This is a genomic window from Parolsenella catena, assembly GCF_003966955.1.
Taxonomy (GTDB): Bacteria; Actinomycetota; Coriobacteriia; order Coriobacteriales; family Atopobiaceae; genus Parolsenella; species Parolsenella catena.
On record NZ_AP019367.1, the window covers coordinates 1,680,682 to 1,695,931 of the forward strand.

The 15,250-nt window shown below is 66.8% G+C and carries 15 protein-coding genes and 1 other RNA gene; all 16 read right to left on the reverse strand.

Annotated elements, in window-relative coordinates:
• Positions 1 to 10: 10 nt before the first annotated feature.
• Complete coding sequence (gene tsaE / locus Pcatena_RS07560; protein WP_126423080.1) at positions 11 to 496, reverse strand: tRNA (adenosine(37)-N6)-threonylcarbamoyltransferase complex ATPase subunit type 1 TsaE; 486 nt, start codon at positions 494 to 496, stop codon at positions 11 to 13.
• Positions 493 to 1,119, reverse strand: coding sequence for a uracil-DNA glycosylase (locus Pcatena_RS07565; RefSeq protein ID WP_126423082.1), 627 nt, complete (start codon positions 1,117 to 1,119; stop codon positions 493 to 495). The genes tsaE and Pcatena_RS07565 overlap by 4 nt, the downstream gene beginning before the upstream one ends.
• 12 nt (positions 1,120 to 1,131) lie before the next feature.
• Positions 1,132 to 2,292 carry an alanine racemase gene (gene alr, locus Pcatena_RS07570; protein WP_126423084.1) on the reverse strand — a complete coding sequence of 387 codons (1,161 nt, stop codon included), beginning with the start codon at positions 2,290 to 2,292 and terminating at the stop codon, positions 1,132 to 1,134.
• 56 nt (positions 2,293 to 2,348) lie between these two features.
• A complete protein-coding gene (locus tag Pcatena_RS07575; RefSeq protein WP_126423086.1) occupies positions 2,349 to 3,986 on the reverse strand; it encodes an NAD(P)H-hydrate dehydratase in 1,638 nt (545 codons plus the stop codon).
• A gap of 6 nt (positions 3,987 to 3,992) precedes the next feature.
• The gene (gene acpS / locus Pcatena_RS07580; RefSeq protein WP_126423088.1) at positions 3,993 to 4,484 is read right to left on the reverse strand and encodes a holo-ACP synthase; all 492 of its coding nucleotides are present in this window, start codon (positions 4,482 to 4,484) and stop codon (positions 3,993 to 3,995) included.
• Between the two features lie 111 nt (positions 4,485 to 4,595).
• Positions 4,596 to 6,443 (reverse strand): glutamine--fructose-6-phosphate transaminase (isomerizing), encoded by a 1,848-nt coding sequence (glmS, locus tag Pcatena_RS07585; RefSeq protein ID WP_126423090.1) that lies wholly within the window; start codon positions 6,441 to 6,443, stop codon positions 4,596 to 4,598.
• A gap of 306 nt (positions 6,444 to 6,749) precedes the next feature.
• The gene (gene rpsI, locus Pcatena_RS07590; protein WP_126423092.1) at positions 6,750 to 7,145 is read right to left on the reverse strand and encodes a 30S ribosomal protein S9; all 396 of its coding nucleotides are present in this window, start codon (positions 7,143 to 7,145) and stop codon (positions 6,750 to 6,752) included.
• Between the two features lie 3 nt (positions 7,146 to 7,148).
• Positions 7,149 to 7,586, reverse strand: coding sequence for a 50S ribosomal protein L13 (gene rplM, locus Pcatena_RS07595; RefSeq protein WP_126423094.1), 438 nt, complete (start codon positions 7,584 to 7,586; stop codon positions 7,149 to 7,151).
• A gap of 171 nt (positions 7,587 to 7,757) precedes the next feature.
• Entirely contained in the window at positions 7,758 to 8,678 is a 921-nt protein-coding gene (locus Pcatena_RS07600) for a patatin-like phospholipase family protein (RefSeq protein WP_126423096.1), read from the reverse strand.
• 193 nt (positions 8,679 to 8,871) lie between these two features.
• Positions 8,872 to 9,236: a transfer-messenger RNA gene (gene ssrA / locus Pcatena_RS07605) on the reverse strand.
• Positions 9,237 to 9,317: 81 nt separating this feature from the next.
• The gene (locus Pcatena_RS07610; RefSeq protein ID WP_126423098.1) at positions 9,318 to 9,548 is read right to left on the reverse strand and encodes an acyl carrier protein; all 231 of its coding nucleotides are present in this window, start codon (positions 9,546 to 9,548) and stop codon (positions 9,318 to 9,320) included.
• 104 nt (positions 9,549 to 9,652) lie between these two features.
• A complete protein-coding gene (gene smpB, locus Pcatena_RS07615) occupies positions 9,653 to 10,123 on the reverse strand; it encodes an SsrA-binding protein SmpB (protein ID WP_126423100.1) in 471 nt (156 codons plus the stop codon).
• Entirely contained in the window at positions 10,116 to 10,979 is an 864-nt protein-coding gene (locus tag Pcatena_RS07620) for a tetratricopeptide repeat protein (protein ID WP_126423102.1), read from the reverse strand. Before Pcatena_RS07620 ends, smpB begins: the two co-directional genes overlap by 8 nt.
• Positions 10,976 to 13,048 (reverse strand): ribonuclease R family protein, encoded by a 2,073-nt coding sequence (locus Pcatena_RS07625; protein WP_126423103.1) that lies wholly within the window; start codon positions 13,046 to 13,048, stop codon positions 10,976 to 10,978. Before Pcatena_RS07625 ends, Pcatena_RS07620 begins: the two co-directional genes overlap by 4 nt.
• Positions 13,049 to 13,054: 6 nt before the next feature.
• Positions 13,055 to 14,002, reverse strand: coding sequence for a permease-like cell division protein FtsX (ftsX, locus tag Pcatena_RS07630; protein ID WP_126423105.1), 948 nt, complete (start codon positions 14,000 to 14,002; stop codon positions 13,055 to 13,057).
• On the reverse strand, positions 13,989 to 15,062 hold the full coding sequence (gene ftsE / locus Pcatena_RS07635) for a cell division ATP-binding protein FtsE (RefSeq protein ID WP_126423107.1): 1,074 nt from the start codon (positions 15,060 to 15,062) through the stop codon (positions 13,989 to 13,991). Before ftsE ends, ftsX begins: the two co-directional genes overlap by 14 nt.
• Positions 15,063 to 15,250: the final 188 nt, after the last annotated feature.

The following is a 15,250-nucleotide window of genomic DNA, read 5'->3' on the forward strand; positions in this document are numbered from 1 at the left end:
TTAGCATTCTCTAACTTGCGAGGCCTGCCAGAATCTGCTCGCCGCGCGCGTCATGCGCAACGAGGCGAACCTCGCGAGGGGGCTCCTCGCCCGCGACAGCCTGCGTCTCCAAGCGCGTCACATAGACGTCGAGCCGCTCGTCGCCAATCTCGTCCACGAACTGCTCGCCCCACTCGATGACGCACGGACCGTCGCCGCCGAGCGCGTCCCACAGTCCGGCATCCCCCAGCTCGTCGGCGCTCTGGAGACGGTAGAGGTCAAAGTGGTAGAGCGGCATCTCGGCGCCCTCGTGCACCGCCTCGAGCGCAAACGTGGGGCTCGTGACCTCATCGGCAACGCCCATGGACCGGGCGATGCCCTTCGTGAGCTGGGTCTTGCCCGCGCCGAGGTCGCCCGTGAGCACGAGGACGTCGCCAGGCTCGAGAAGCGTGCCCAGACGCTCGCCCAGCGCCTGGGTCTCGCCGGCCGAGGTCGAGGAGAACGTGAGCTCGCTCATCGTGCGACCTCCCCGCTCGTATCGGCCGGATGCTCGGCGAGCCAGGCGCCCACCCGGGCGAGGTCCTCCTCGAGCAGAGGCTGCCAGTCTTCGTGATAGAGCGTGGCCGCCGGGTGAAACGTTGGCGCCACGACGAAGTGGCCCTGCTGGTAGAGCTGGCCACGCAGGCTCATGACGCCCTTGTCGGTCTTGAGCACCCACTGCGAGGCGAAGTTGCCCAGGCACACGATGACGTCTGGCCACACGGAGCGGATCTGCTCGCGCAGAAACGGCGAGCATGCCTCGATCTCCTCGGGCTTGGGGTTGCGGTTTCCGGGCGGGCGGCACTTCACGACGTTGGCGATGTAGACCTCCTCGCGCGTGAGGCCGGCAACGGAGAGCAGGGCGTCGAGCCTGTGGCCCGCGGCACCCACGAACGGCTCGCCCTTGAGGTCCTCGTTGCGACCCGGGCCCTCGCCCACGAACATGACGCGGGCATGCGGGTTCCCGCAGCCAAAGACGATGTGCGAGCGCGTCTGGCCAAGCTCGCAGCGCTTGCAGTTGCCCAGGATGTTCTCGATCTCCTCGAGCATGACCTCGCCGGGCTTCTGGTGCTCATGGCCGGGGATTTGCATGACGGACATGATGCCTCCTCGCTAGACGTAGACCTTCTCGAGACGGGCGCCAAAGTTGCACGTGACCTCGTAGTTAATGGTCTCGCGAATGTCTGCGAGCTCCTCGGCGGTGATGCGCTCCTCGCCGTCCGCGCCCATGACCGTCACGAGGTCGCCGTAGGAAACCTCGTCCATGGGGCGAACGGCCCTGCGCGGATCGACGTTGACGGCGAACATGCACTGGTCCATGCAGATGTGACCCACCTGCTTGCAGCGCGTGCCATGGACGAGCACGTCCATCTTGTCCGACAGCGAGCGGGACAGGCCGTCCGCATAGCCCACCGGAATCGTGGCGATCTGGGTGTTCTGGCGCCCCACGGAGTAGGTCTGGCCATAGCTCACGCCCGTGCCCACGGCCGGGTAGACCACGCGGGTCACGCGGGCACGCACGCTCATGACCGGCTCGAGCGAGATGCGCGGTCGCGTGGACTCGGCGGGCTGCATGCCATACAGGCCCACGCCCACGCGGCACATGTCGAGATGCGTCTCGGGGTAGAGAATAGTGGCGGGGGTGTTGTCGCAGTGGACGAGCCCGCAGTCGATGCTCGCCTCGCGCATGGCCGATACGGCCTCCGTGAAGCGGCGATACTGAAGGGCAAACGTCCAGTCCCCGGGGACATCGGCCGTGGCGAAGTGCGTGAACGTGCCCGCGCACGCGAGGCCCCGGTGGAAGTCGATGCCGCGGCGGAACTCCACGGCGTGGCGCCAGTCCACGCCGATGCGCGTCATGCCCGTCTCGAGCGCGAGGTGGTACTTGCCCACCTTGCCGAACGCGGCAGCGCACTCGCCGTAGGCAAGCGCGAACTCCTGCGTGTAGACGCTCGGCATGATGTCATGCTCCACGAGCGTCTGAACGCACTCCATGGGAGGCTCGCTCAGGATGAGGATGGGCCACTCTATGCCCGCCTCGCGCAATGCCAGGCCCTCGGCAACGGTCGCCACGGCAAACTGGTCAGCGCCCGCAGCGTGCATGACCTTGGCGCACTCGACGGCTCCGTGACCATAGGCATCGGCCTTGACCACGGCCATCATGCGCACGCCCGGCTCGAGGAGGCTCTTGAACGCCCTCGTGTTCCGGCGCAGCGCGCCCTTGTTGATCTCGACCCACGACCACCGAGTGTCAGGGCACCTGTGCTGGACCATGGAGATACGCCCCCGTGTTGCCGCCGGCCGCAAAGCTCGCTGCGGCCGGACCCCTGCTAGTTGCGGGCGTCGTCCTCGTCGGACGGCGCCATGTCGTCTGCCCCGCTGAAGGCGGCGCGGTCCTCGACCGCGTCGACCGCAAGGCCAACGCAGTCGATGATGTCGGCCGCCATGACGCCCCTCGTGCCAAAGCGCTCCTGGGCAATCGAGGCCGCATATCCGTGGACCTCGCAGGCAAACGCCGTGAGCGTGGGCAGCGACTCCGTCTCCACCCCGCGCGCGAGAAGGCCGGCCGTGATGCCGGCGAGCACGTCTCCCGAGCCGGCCGTTGCCAGGCAGGCGGGACCGGGCTTGGGCAGCATCGCGATCTCCACGCCCACGCACGCCGTGGCCGTGCCCTTTGCGACAACGACGAGCTCGCTGCCACCATCAGCCCACACGATGCGGCGAGCCGCCTCGAGCGCGCTCGTCAGCGAGTTGGGCGTCGCGTCCGTAAGGCCGACGAGCCTTCCGAGCTCACGACGGTGCGGCGTGAGGACGAGCGGCGCCTTACGGCGCAGGAGCTCGGGAAACTCGTCGAGTCGATTGCTCGTGAGCCTCGCGAGGCTGTTGAGGCCGTCCGCATCGATGACAAGCGGCGCCTCGCTCTCGAGCAGCGTGGAGACGACGCCCACGGTGCCGCCGGTCACGCACATGCCGGGGCCCACGAGAACGGCGGAACGGCGCTCGGCGAGCTGGGCCACCTGGGCGCGGGCCTCGTTTGAGAACGTGCCATCGGCGTCCGCCGGCAGCCCCACGACCGGAATCTCGAGCAGGTGCGTGCGGCAGAGGTTTGCGATGGGCTCGGGAACGGCGAGCGTCACGTAGCCGGCCCCGGCGCGGGCGGCAGACTTGGCGGCCATGATGGCGGCACCGGGGAAGCGCGTGGAGCCGCCCACGACCAGGACGCTGCCGCGCGAGTACTTGTCCACGACACTCGTGGGGGGCACGAGCACGTCGAGGTAGTCCGTGGCCTCGCAGCGCCAGGCCACGGGGTCCGCCTCATAGACGAGCTTGGCCGTCTGCTCGGCGAGCGGCGCCACGACAATCGAGCCGCAGACGTCTCGGCCGTCATCGGACAGCAGGCCTGGCTTGAGGGCCAGCATGGTGATTGTGACGTCTGCCACGACGACGGCGCCCGGGGCATGACCCGTCTGCGCGGACAGACCGCTCGGGACGTCGACGGACACGACGCGCGCGCCTGACGAGTTCAGGGCGTCTATCCAGATGGACAGGGGCGCCACGGGCGCGTCATGGAATCCCGTGCCCAGCATGGCGTCGAGCACCGCGTCGCAGCCGCCGAGCAGCACGTCGAGCTCGTCTCGCGCAGGTCCCACGACGTAGACGACGCCCGCTTCGACGGCGGCCTTCGCCACCATCCTCGCAAGGTCACTGTGGAGCTGGTCCGGCTCGCACGGCGTCACGACGCGGACGTCAACGCCGGCCGCCTTGAGCTCCTCGGCCGCCACCCAGCCGTCGCCGCCGTTGTTGCCAAAGCCGGCGAGCACCACGGCGCGCGAGACGTCGCCCAGGCGCAGGACCTCCTGTGCCGCGGCACCTCCCGCACGGTGCATGAGCTCGGATATGCTCACGCCGGCATCCGAAAGGCGCGTCTCGACGGCCTTGATGTCCTCAACGTTCAATACAGGCTGCATGCCCACTCACTTTCCGTCCGTGACGCGCTCGAGCTCGTCGATGACGGAGCGCGCCTCCCTAAAGGACTCTGCAAGCTCGCGGCGGGGATCTCGCTGCTCGGCAATCCTCGGAGCCGTCTCGGCCGTCGTGGCCACGGCGTTGGCAACGGCCATCTCACGCGTGAACGACAGCGAGACGGCCACGGACAGCACGCCCTTCTCGCGCGCCACCTGCGCAACGCGGCCACGAAGCTCCACGCGTGGCCTGCCCGAGGCATCCGTCGAGACGCTCACGTCGTCAAAGCGCACGCCCGGCGCAAAGCCACAGCCAAGCGCCTTGAGCGTGGCCTCGCGCGCGGCGAAGCGACAGGCGTAGTGCGCCGCCGGACGCGCCGTAGACTCGCAGTAGGCACGCTCCTCGTCCGTGAACACGCGACGGGCAAACCGAGGCGTGCGCTCGAGAATGCGCTCCATGCGAGCTATCTCGACTATGTCGACGCCAACGCCTGCCAGTGCCATGGGACTCCCCGCCTCTCGGTATCCCTCCTAGCATAGCGCGATGGCGGCCCGCCGCCAGGCGTGGCCGCCACCATCACGTCATAGATTCTCCGGGCGGAGTGCCCCTCGGCGCTACTCCACCGTGACCGATTTGGCGAGGTTTCTCGGCTTGTCAACGTCGCAGCCGCGCAGCACGGCGACCTCACGCGCAAGCAGCTGCAGGGGCACCGTGGCCGTGATGGCGCTGAACGCGTCACGAACCTTGGGAACCCAAATCACGTGGTCTGCGAGCTTGCCGATCTCCTCGTCGCCCTCGGTGGCGATCGCGATGATCACGGCACCGCGAGCCTCGCACTCCTTGAGGTTCGAGACGGTCTTCTCGTAGGTGGGACTCTTCGTGGCGATGGCAACCACCGGGAAGCCCTGGTCGATGAGGGCGATGGGGCCGTGCTTCATCTCGCCGGCCGCGTATGCCTCGGCATGCAGGTAGCTGACCTCCTTGAGCTTGAGGGCGCCCTCGCACGAGATGGCGGCGCCCATCCCACGGCCCACGAACAGCGCCGAGCGCGCGTCCTTGCACGCGAGCGCCGCCTCGTGGACGGCCGGGCCCTGCGTGTCCATGATGTGCTGGATCTGCTCAGCCGTGTCGCCAAGCTCCCGGAAGAGCATCCGCACCTGGTTGGTGGTCAGGCGATACTTCACCTGACCAAGCAGCATGGCAAGCAGCGTGAGGCTCACGACCTGCCCGATGAAGCTCTTTGTGGAGGCAACGGCGATCTCCTTGTTCGCCTTCGTGTAGATGACGCCGTCGCTCTCGCGCGCGACGGGGCTGCCCACCACGTTCGTGATGCCAAAGACCTTGGCCCCCTTGATGCGGGCGTCGCGGATGGCGGCCAGCGTGTCGGCAGTCTCGCCGGACTGGGAGACGGCGACGACGAGCGTCGAGGGCGTGATGATCGGGTCGCGATAGCGGAACTCGCTCGCCGCCTCCACCTCGCAGGGAATCCTCGCCCATGCCTCGATGAGGTTCTTGGCGATGAGCCCGGCATGGTAGCTCGTGCCACAGGCAATGACGTAGACGCGGTCGACGTCATTGAGCTCCTCGAGGGAAAGCCCCAGCTCGTCGATGTCAATCTCGCCGGAGGGACTCAGGCGGCCCACGAGCGTGTCGCGCACCACGCGAGGCTGCTCGTGAATCTCCTTGAGCATGAAGTCCGGGTAGCCGCCCTTTTCGGCCATGTCGATGTCCCAGTCGATGTGGGTGACGTCCGGCTCGATGGGCGCGCCATCCTCGTCCGTGTAGGCGATGCCGGCAGGCGTGAGCCTGGCATACTGGCCGTCCTCGAGCATGACGACGTCACGCGTGGCGCCGATGAGCGCTATGACGTCGGAGGCCACGTAGGCGCCGCGCTCGCCCATGCCGATGACGATGGGGCTGTCCTTGCGAGCGACGGCAATGACGCCCGGCTCGTCTGCGCAGACGACGGCGAGCCCATACGCACCAACCACGTGCGAGCACGCGTCGCGCACGGCGACCATGAGGTCATGGGATGCGGCGTAGGCATCCTCGATGAGGTGGGCAAAGACCTCGGTGTCCGTCTCGCTCCTGAACGTGTGGCCCCTGCCCTCGAGCTCCTCGCGAAGCTCCTGGAAGTTCTCCACGATCCCGTTGTGCACCACGGCGATGCGGCCGTCACAGCTCACGTGCGGGTGCGCGTTGGCCACCGAGGGCCTGCCGTGCGTTGCCCAACGCGTGTGGCCGATGCCGCACGTGGACGCATCGTCCAGGTTCGCAAGCTCGGACTCGAGGCCCGCGACCTTGCCCACGCGGCGCGTCACGTCAAGGCGCGTGGTCCCGCCCTCGCTCACCTCGAGCGCCACGCCCGACGAGTCGTAGCCTCGATACTCAAGCCGCTTGAGCCCATCGACGAGAATTCCCTTGGCAGCGTCTGCACCCGTGTAGCCAACGATTCCGCACATGGCTTCCCCCTTGTCCTTGCGCCAGGCCCCGGTCCGGCACCGGCGACATGTCTTTCTCGCACGGGAACAAAGGCTAGCCGTATACCCGGCAATTAAGGATGAGACACGAGAAATAGGTTAAGTTGATGCGCCCATCTCATCAAAAGTCCTGGTAGAGCTTCATCACTTGATATAGCAACCACCAAATACATAGAGAGTTGCGCTGGGGTCAGGCTCTCCGCGCGCAACAAAAAGGACCTGCCGGCACAAACCGACAGGTCCTTCGTGATGCAATGCAAGGGACAAGCCCCGGCGTCTCCGAAAAGCTTAGCGCTTGGAGAACTGCGGGCGCTTGCGGGCCTTCTTCAGGCCCGGCTTCTTGCGCTCGACGGCACGGGCGTCGCGCGTGAGGAAGCCAGCCTTCTTGAGGTCGGCGCGGTAGTCGCCAGCCTCGAGGAGGGCGCGGGCGATGCCCAGGCGCAGAGCGCCGGACTGACCAGAGATGCCGCCACCATCGCACAGGGCGATGACGTCGAAGTGGTCAACGGTGTCCGTCACCTTGAAGGGGGCGCAGGCGTCGTCGATGAGCTGCTGACGGCCAAAGTAGTTCAGCGCGTCGCGGCCATTAACGGTGACCTTACCGGTGCCGGGGACGAGACGGACGCGGGCGACAGCCTCCTTGCGGCGGCCGGTGCCAGTGTAGACAGCGGTGTTCTCAGCCATCGGTTAGGCCCTCCAATCGATCTGAACGGGGTTCTGGGCAGCGTGCGGGTGCTCGGGACCAGCGTAGACCTTGAGCTTGGTGAACTGCTTGCGGCCAAGCGAGCTCTTGGGGAGCATGCCCTTGACGGCGTGCTCAATGACACGCTCGGGGTGCTTCTCCATGGCCTCCTTGAAGCTCTCGAACTTCATGCCGCCCAGCCAACCGCTGTAGCGCCAGTAGCGCTTGCTGTCGGCCTTGACGCCGGTAAGCTGGACCTTATCGGCGTTGATGATGACGACGAAGTCACCCGTGTCGGTGTGGGGGGTGTACTGCGGCTTGTTCTTGCCGCGAAGGATCATGGCTGCCTTCGTGGCCAGACGGCCGAGCGTGGCGCCCTCAGCATCGATGAGGACCCAATTACGGGTGACCTCGCCGGGCTTGGCGTACTGAGTCGACTTCATTTGACTCCTCCGTGTGCTTACGTGTTGCTTTGTTCTTTTACGAGGTTACGGGGCTCTGCAAAAGAAGCTTTCCAAGTGTAGCGCACAGCCGGAGAAGTGCAAGGAAAACACGCAGGTTTTTGGGCGGTTTCGCACAAATGCCCCACATGGGCTCGTTGAGCCGAGGGGTGGCTACGCTCCAAGCGAGCGGATGGCGTCGAGAGCCTCGGTCGCCTGCCTCCGGCCATCAAGATACAGCCGCAGCAGCCCCTCGCCATCGGAGCCCGACGTGCTGCCCACAGTGACGGGCTTGGAGGGCGCCACGATGACGACCCTTCCCTCGCGCTCGAGCTCCCAGATGCGCTCTCGCTGGGCGTTGTAGCGCTCGGGGCGGCTCCGCATGGCCTCGAGGTAGTAGGGATAGCTCGCATAGCGCCTGTCCGCCAGGGCCTGAATCTCCGGGGTGGCCTTCTTCACGTAGTCCCGAGCCTGGGTGAGCACGACGACCGCCGTCTCCGCCCCCTCCTCGAGCGCGCGCTCGACGGGCACGGAGTCGGTGGTGCCGCCGTCCAGGAAGCGGCCCTCCTCGAGCTCGACAACGCGCGAGAGCATCGGCAGGGACGCCGAGGCGCGCACCTTGTCGATGTCCTCGGGCAGGCTCTTGACCTCGAGATAGGCCGGCGTGCCAAACGCCAGGCTCGACGCCACGACCATGAGGCGGCTACGCCTCTGGGCAAACGTCTCATAGTCGAATGGGTCCATCTCATCCTGGACTTCGTGGTAGAGGAAGTCGGCACCCGCGATGTCGCCGGTCTTGGCGAGAGACTTGAGGCCCATGAAGCGAGGGTCGTCTCGCAGGGCGAGGTTCTCGCGGATGCAGCGACCAATCTGGCGGGAGAGGTAGCTTGTGGCGTTCAAGGCGCCGGCCGAGACGCCCCACACGGTGTCGAAGCCGTACACGCCGCGCTCCATGAGGACGTCGAGGACGCCAGACGTGAACACACCGCGCATGCCGCCACCCTCGAGCACAAGGTCAACACCCGTACGAGGTGCCCCCACCGAGTTCTGCTCGGCCTTCTCGGCCTTGCCCTTGCCAAAGATGCCCAGCGCCATGGCGCCTCCCCCTCTCGCAGCCGTCCGCGCGTTCGCGGCCGATGTCTTTGCTTATACCCGTTTACCTTACATAACACGGCCGCGATTCTCCGCAGGCGGCGGAGGCCGCGCCCTGCACAGAGTTCGCTCCTCCGCTCACGGGGCGCATGAAAAAGCCGGCAGACGCGCGAGCGCCTACCGGCAAGCAACTACATGGTGGAGGCGCGGAGGATCGAACTCCGGTCCAGAACAGTCCCCTGGCAGGTGTCTCCAAGCTCAGTCACCGATTAAGTCTCGGACGCGTCACACTCCGTGACCCGCGCTCGGCGTCCCAGCTGGTTCGGTCTTATCGTGCGGCATACCAACGACGTCCGCACGAGCATCTCCCTAAAATGACGTCGCCGCGGGAACAGGAGAAATCCCCGCTTTGACGGCCGCTAGTAAATTAAGCAGCGAGGGCGTAAGCGCCCTGGTAAGAGTTGTCGTCAATTCAATTTGACGGTACCCCTGTTTAACGTGGCGAGGAGACCACGGCTTGCTGCCCACCTCAGGACCACCCTGTCGAAACCAGTCGCCCCCACGGGTGTGGATGGGGACAATGCCACCATGCGAGCTGTCAATGAACGTGCGGCGATGCCGCGGATGTGATTCTACCCGAACTTAGAGCAGCGAGTCGATCATGTCGACAAGGTCGCCCACCGTCTCGGGAGCCTCGTCGACGTCGAACTCGATGCCAAACTCGTCCTCGCAGGCCATCGTGGCCTCGACGATGGCCAGGCTGTCCAGGCCAAGGTCGGTAAGCGACGTGTCGTTGGTGAACTCGACGTCCTCAAGCCCGTCCTGCTCCTGCAGGATCTTGACGACGCGCTCGAACGTGGATTCCTCGGCCATAACGGCCTCCCTTCGTGCCGCCCGCAGACGCGGGCTCATGCGCTGACGCGCCCTACTATACCCATCCGAGAATCACGCGAGGCGATCAATCGCCGTGCGCGCGCCTAGCGGTTGCGCTCCTTGAGGGCGCGGGCGATCTCGCGGTCGGTGTCGCGCTTGGCCATGTCGGCTCGCTTGTCATAGAGCTTCTTGCCGCGGCCGAGACCGATGACGACCTTCACGCGGTTGTGGTCGTCGAAGACGAGCTCGAGCGGCACGAGCGCCATGCCCTTCGTACGCAGCTTTCCATCGAGATAGTCGATCTGCTTGCGGTGCAGCAGCAGCTTTCGCTTGCGGTCGGAGTCCACGTTGAAGATCGTGCCGTGCGAGAACGGCGGGATGTGGACGCCGTGCAGCCAGCACTCGCCGTTGCGGATGAGGCAGAAGGAGTCCGTGATCTGGCACGCCCTCTCGCGCAGGCTCCTCACCTCGGTGCCCTTGAGCACGAGGCCCGCCTCGAACGTCTCCTCAATCGCATACTCGTGGCGCGCGGAGCGGTTCTTGGCAATGCTTCTGCGCTCGCGTTTCTTAGGCATCGGCATGGCCATCGCCCCCGTCCTCGGCATCCGTGCTGCGGATGAGCTCGAGCAGCGCCTTCACGGCCGGCGCGCCCACGAGGTCGCGGGCCCGCACGGTAAGCGCCGTCGCAAGGGTTCGGTCCCCGCTGGCGGCGGAGTCGGTCGCGCACATGAGCATGCAGAGCGCCACCTCGGCGTTGGCGCCGTCGGGCAGGCCGTTCTCCGCCAGGACGGAGCTTGCCTGCTCGTCGGAGAGGGAGTCCGGGTCTGCCCGTGTGCCCTTCGCGCGCTCGAGAAGGTCCTCGAGCACGGCGTCGGGCCAGTCGAGCCTGCGGGCGCAGCGCAGGGCAGCCGCGGCGGCGGAGTCCGCGCCCGTGTCCATGAAGTGACGCGCAAAGTTGCAGAAGGCGCGCACGAGGTGGCGCACGTCACTCGCGCGCTCGAACACGGAGAACGTGAGCGCAAGGTACTCGTCCACATCGCCGTTCGTGCGATACAGCTCGGCCAGGTCAAGGCGGTAGCCGCAACCCATCGGGTTCCAGCGGACCGCCTGCCTGAGCGCCTCGGTGGCTGCCGCGTAGTCGCCCTCGTTCACGAGAGCAAACGCGAGGTCGGCGTAGAGACGGTCGAGCGGCTCGCCCACGTCGCGGAGCTCGCGCGGGTCCTTCTCGACGCGTCGATAGCACAGCCGCTCGAAGATGGTGGGGAAGCTGAACCACTGGACCTCGTCGGTAGTGGGGCAGTTTCGGTCTACGTACTCCTCGGCATCCGCCGCAAGGCGTTCGAGAAGCTCGACGGCGAGATCTGCCTGGCCGCCGGCGATGAGTCCCTCGGCGGCGTCGAGCTCGTCGGTCATGTTCGTGCGCTCGTTCATCTCTCGTCCTTTCGGGTGGCACGGCCTGGGCGCGCGCCACGCGCAAGCGTGAAGTCTATCTGGCCCTTCTCGGGCTTGCATCCGGCAACGGTCACGGCAACCCTCTGGCCAAGGCCCCAGGTCCTGCCCGTGGACTCGCCGGTGAGACACATCGTACCCTCATCGTGGGCAAACCACTCGTCTCCGAGTGCCCTCGTGGGCAGAAGCCCCTCGGCGCACGTCTCGTCGAGGCGGACGAACAGCCCGTAGCGCTCGACGCCCACCACGACGCCCGAGAAGCTCTCGCCCACATGGCTCGCATAGAGCTCGGCCATCTTCACCTGTTGGCTCTCGCGGGCAGCGGCGTCGGCGGCACGCTCGCGCACCGAGCAGGTCCGGCAGAGCTGCGGCAAGGCGGCGAGCTCGCGCTTGCGCGTCTTGGCATCCATACCGGCATCGGCGCCCATGCCGATGAGAACCTTGAGCGCACGGTGCACGGTGATGTCGGGATAACGGCGGATGGGAGACGTGAAGTGGCAGTACGCCGGGGCGCCAAGGGCATAGTGGCCATCGTTTCTCGGCAGGTAGACGGCTCGCTTCTGCGCCCTGAGCAGTAACGAGTTGACGGGTACCTCCGCAGGCGTGCCGTGCGCGCGCTCGATGGCGTCCTGGATGGCAAAGGGGTCTGCCACGCGCAGGCGCTCCGCCTCCCCCGGCGCGAGCGCGCCGAGCCCGCGCAGCGCGAGAAGCGCCGAGCCCATGGAGTCGGGCGCGGGTCGCTCATGCACGCGGAAGGCGGCCGGCAGCGTGTCCTCGCGACCGGCGAGCATGCCCGCCACGGCCTCGTTGGCCACGAGCATGGCCTCCTCGACGAGAGACGTCGCCCTCGTACGGCGCCTCACCGAGACGCCCACGGGCGCTCCGCCCTCGCCAAGGTCGACCTTGGCCTCGACCGTCTCGAAGTCGACCGACCCCCGGCGGCGCCTCACCTTGCGGCGCGCGCTCGCGAGGGCGTCCAGCTCCCTCAGCATCCCGGCCACGGCAGCGGGATCGACGCCTTCGACGCACGGCAGGTCATCGGAGGCGGCGCCATCGAGCATCCCGTCGACCTCGTCGTAGCTCAGGCGGGCCTTGGAGCGTATGGCCGAGCAGCACGCCTCCGAGCACAAGACCTCGCCGCCGGCATCGATGTCACACAGCACGCTCATAGACAGACGGTCCTGGCCCGGAACGAGCGAGCATGCGTCGTTGCAGAGCTGCTCGGGAAGCATCGCGATCACGCGGTCAACGAGATAGGCCGAGCACGTCCTTGCCCGGGCCTCGAGGTCGATGGGCGTGCCGGGCCGCACGTAATGGGACACGTCCGCGATGTGGACGCCCAGGCGCCAGCCCCCGCCGGAAAGCGGCTCGCACGAGACGGCATCATCAAAGTCACGGGCGGTTACGGGGTCTACCGTCACGCAGAGCAGCCCGCGAAGGTCGCGACGGCGAGGCTGCGCGGCAAGGGCCCCCTCCACATCGACCGAGATGGTCCCCGCCTGCTCAAGCGCGGGCTCGCCAAAATGAACCGCCAGTCCGTTGCTCGCAATGATCTTCTCAATGGGCAGGTCAAGGCCCTCCGGCCGCCCGATCCTGCGCTCGATCGTGACCACGCCGGCCTCGTGCCGCGAGGGATACGTGAGGATGCGCGCCTCAACGACGTCGCCCTCGGCCACGCTCAGGCGCTCGGGGCTCTTGTCGTCAGGAAGCACGAAGAAGTCGCGACGGATGCGCTCGTCGAGCGGCACCACGGCACCCAGCGGCCCGGCAACCTCGAACGTTCCCACGAAGCGCTCGCACGCGCGTCTCAGAACCCCCTGCACCACGGCCTGGGGCTCGCCAGGACCGCGGCGGACGAGCACGACGGTTGCCTCGTCCCCGTCCATGCCCTCGCGAAGTCCCCCGCGCGCCACGAGAAACGTCCCCTCGGGCATCTCGACCGTGGCAGATCCCGGACGCGCAACGTGCAGCGTGCCGATATACGCCGCATGCCGGCCCCGCGTGGGACCGGCATGGCGGTAGCTAGATGACTTGTGACGCCTGCGTGCCATATGCTCCTAAACCTTGAGGTAGCGCCTCATCGCGATGGCAGAACCAAACAGACCGATGACGAGGCCCATGGCAACGAGCAGACCGTAGGTGGAGAGCGTCGCGCGGGCCGAGATGGCGAAGTTCAGGAACGTGATGCGCTCGGCCAGCATGGGCAGGCCAAAGCGGCGGATGGCCTCGAGGGCGCCAATGGAGAGGACCGAGCCGATGAGCGCCTGGAGCACGCCCTCCATGATGAACGGCCCGCGAATGAAGCCATTGGACGCGCCCACGAGACGCTGGATGGCAATCTCGCGGCGACGCGCGGAGATGGAGAGGCGAATCGTGTTGTTGATGAACACGAAGGCAACGAACGTGAGCAGCGCGACGAGCACGAGCGTGATGACTCGGATCCAGTTCGTGACTGTGAACAGGCGCTCGACGGTGCCCTGACCGTACTGGACCTGATCAGCCGGGTCAGAGGTGGTGCCGTCCTCGGCAGTCGTGACGTCCGCAACGGCCGCGAAGTCGTCATCGGAGCCCAGGCGCTTGGCCACGCCCTCGACGTCCTGCGGGTCACGCAGCTTGATGACGATGGAGGCAGGAATCGGGTTGCGGTCGTCAAGCGCGGCGACGGCGTCGGAGGCGTTGCGCTGCGTCATGGTCTCGCGGAACTCGGCCAGTGCCTCGTCCTTGCTCTTGTACGAGACGGACTCGACCTCGCTCCAGCCAGAGATCTTGGACTGAAGGGCATCGACGGCATCCTGGGACGCGTCGTCGGACAGGAACGCCTGAATCGTCACCTGGTTCTCGACGGTGCCAACCATGCCGTCAAGCAGCACGGAGCCCATCGCGAACAGGCCGATGATGAACAGCGACAGGAAGATCGTGATGACGGCGCCGAACGTCGACGAACCGTTGCGCGCGAAGTGGTGCCCCGCCTCGCGAAGCGAATAGCCAAAGTTAGAAGGAGCCATAGTAGCCGTAGCCTCCCCTCTCCTCGTCTCGGACAACGTGACCGGCCTCGAGCGCGATGACACGCTTGCGCATGGAGTCGACCATCTCGCGGTCATGCGTGGCCATGAGGACGGTCGTGCCCGTGCGGTTGATTCGCTCGAGCAGCTTCATGATACCGAGCGAGATCGCCGGGTCCAGGTTGCCCGTGGGCTCGTCACAGACGAGCAGCGGCGGGCGGTTGACCATGGCGCGGGCAACGGAGACGCGCTGCTGCTCGCCACCGGAGAGCTGGTCTGGGTAGACGTCCATCTTCTCGCCAAGGCCAACGAGGCGAAGCACCTCGGGCACCTGGGCACGAACGACCGAGCGCGGCTTGCCGATGCACTCGAGGGCAAAGGCGACGTTGTCGAAGATCGTCTTGTCCGGCAGGAGCTTAAAGTCCTGGAACACGCAGCCGATCTGGCGACGGAGGTAGGGAACCTTCCAGTTGCGCATGTTCGTGAGGTCCTGCCCAGCGACCATGACGCGGCCGTGGGAGGGCTTGAGCTCGCGGGTGATGAGTTTGAGGAAGGTCGACTTGCCCGAGCCGGAGTGGCCTACGAGGAAGACGAACTCGCCAGCGTAGACGTCGACGTTGACACCCTGGAGGGCCGGCTTGTTGGGCTGGGCGGGGTAGACCATCGAGACGTCCTGGAACGAGATGACGGGCGTGCCGCCAGCGTTGACCGACCTCGTGTCGGCCTCGGCGGTGATGGGGGCAAACGCCGTGGTGAAGCCCGCCTCGTTCGTTGGGTCGAAGCCGTCGGAGGGCTCGGCGGGGCAGGCGGCGGCCTGCTGCGCCGCGGGCGCCTGGTTCATGACGGGGATGTCAAGGGAGGGAACCCTCGATGCCGAGACAGGCTGCTGGGCCTGGGTGGGCTGGGGCGCCGGCTGGGCCGGGGCCTCGCTAAGAGGGGCGGGTTGCGTCACGTCGGCGGAATCGATGGGCGCGACCTGCGGTTCGATCGGCATGGGGGTCTCGGGCTGCTGCACCGGAGCCATGCCGTCCTGTCCCTCGCTGCTGCGGAAGTGGTTGGCCACTTATTGCTCCTTTTTTCGCGCGATAGGAAGGTTGACACGCGCCCAATCATAGCAAATGCGACGCAGGCGCCACACAGGCCACATATGGCTCAAGGAGAGCCGCGCAGGCAATGGGCCCCAAGACAATGAGCCCCAAGAAGGACGCCCGGGGCCCATCGCGCATAAAAAAGGCGCCGGCCGCAAGGACC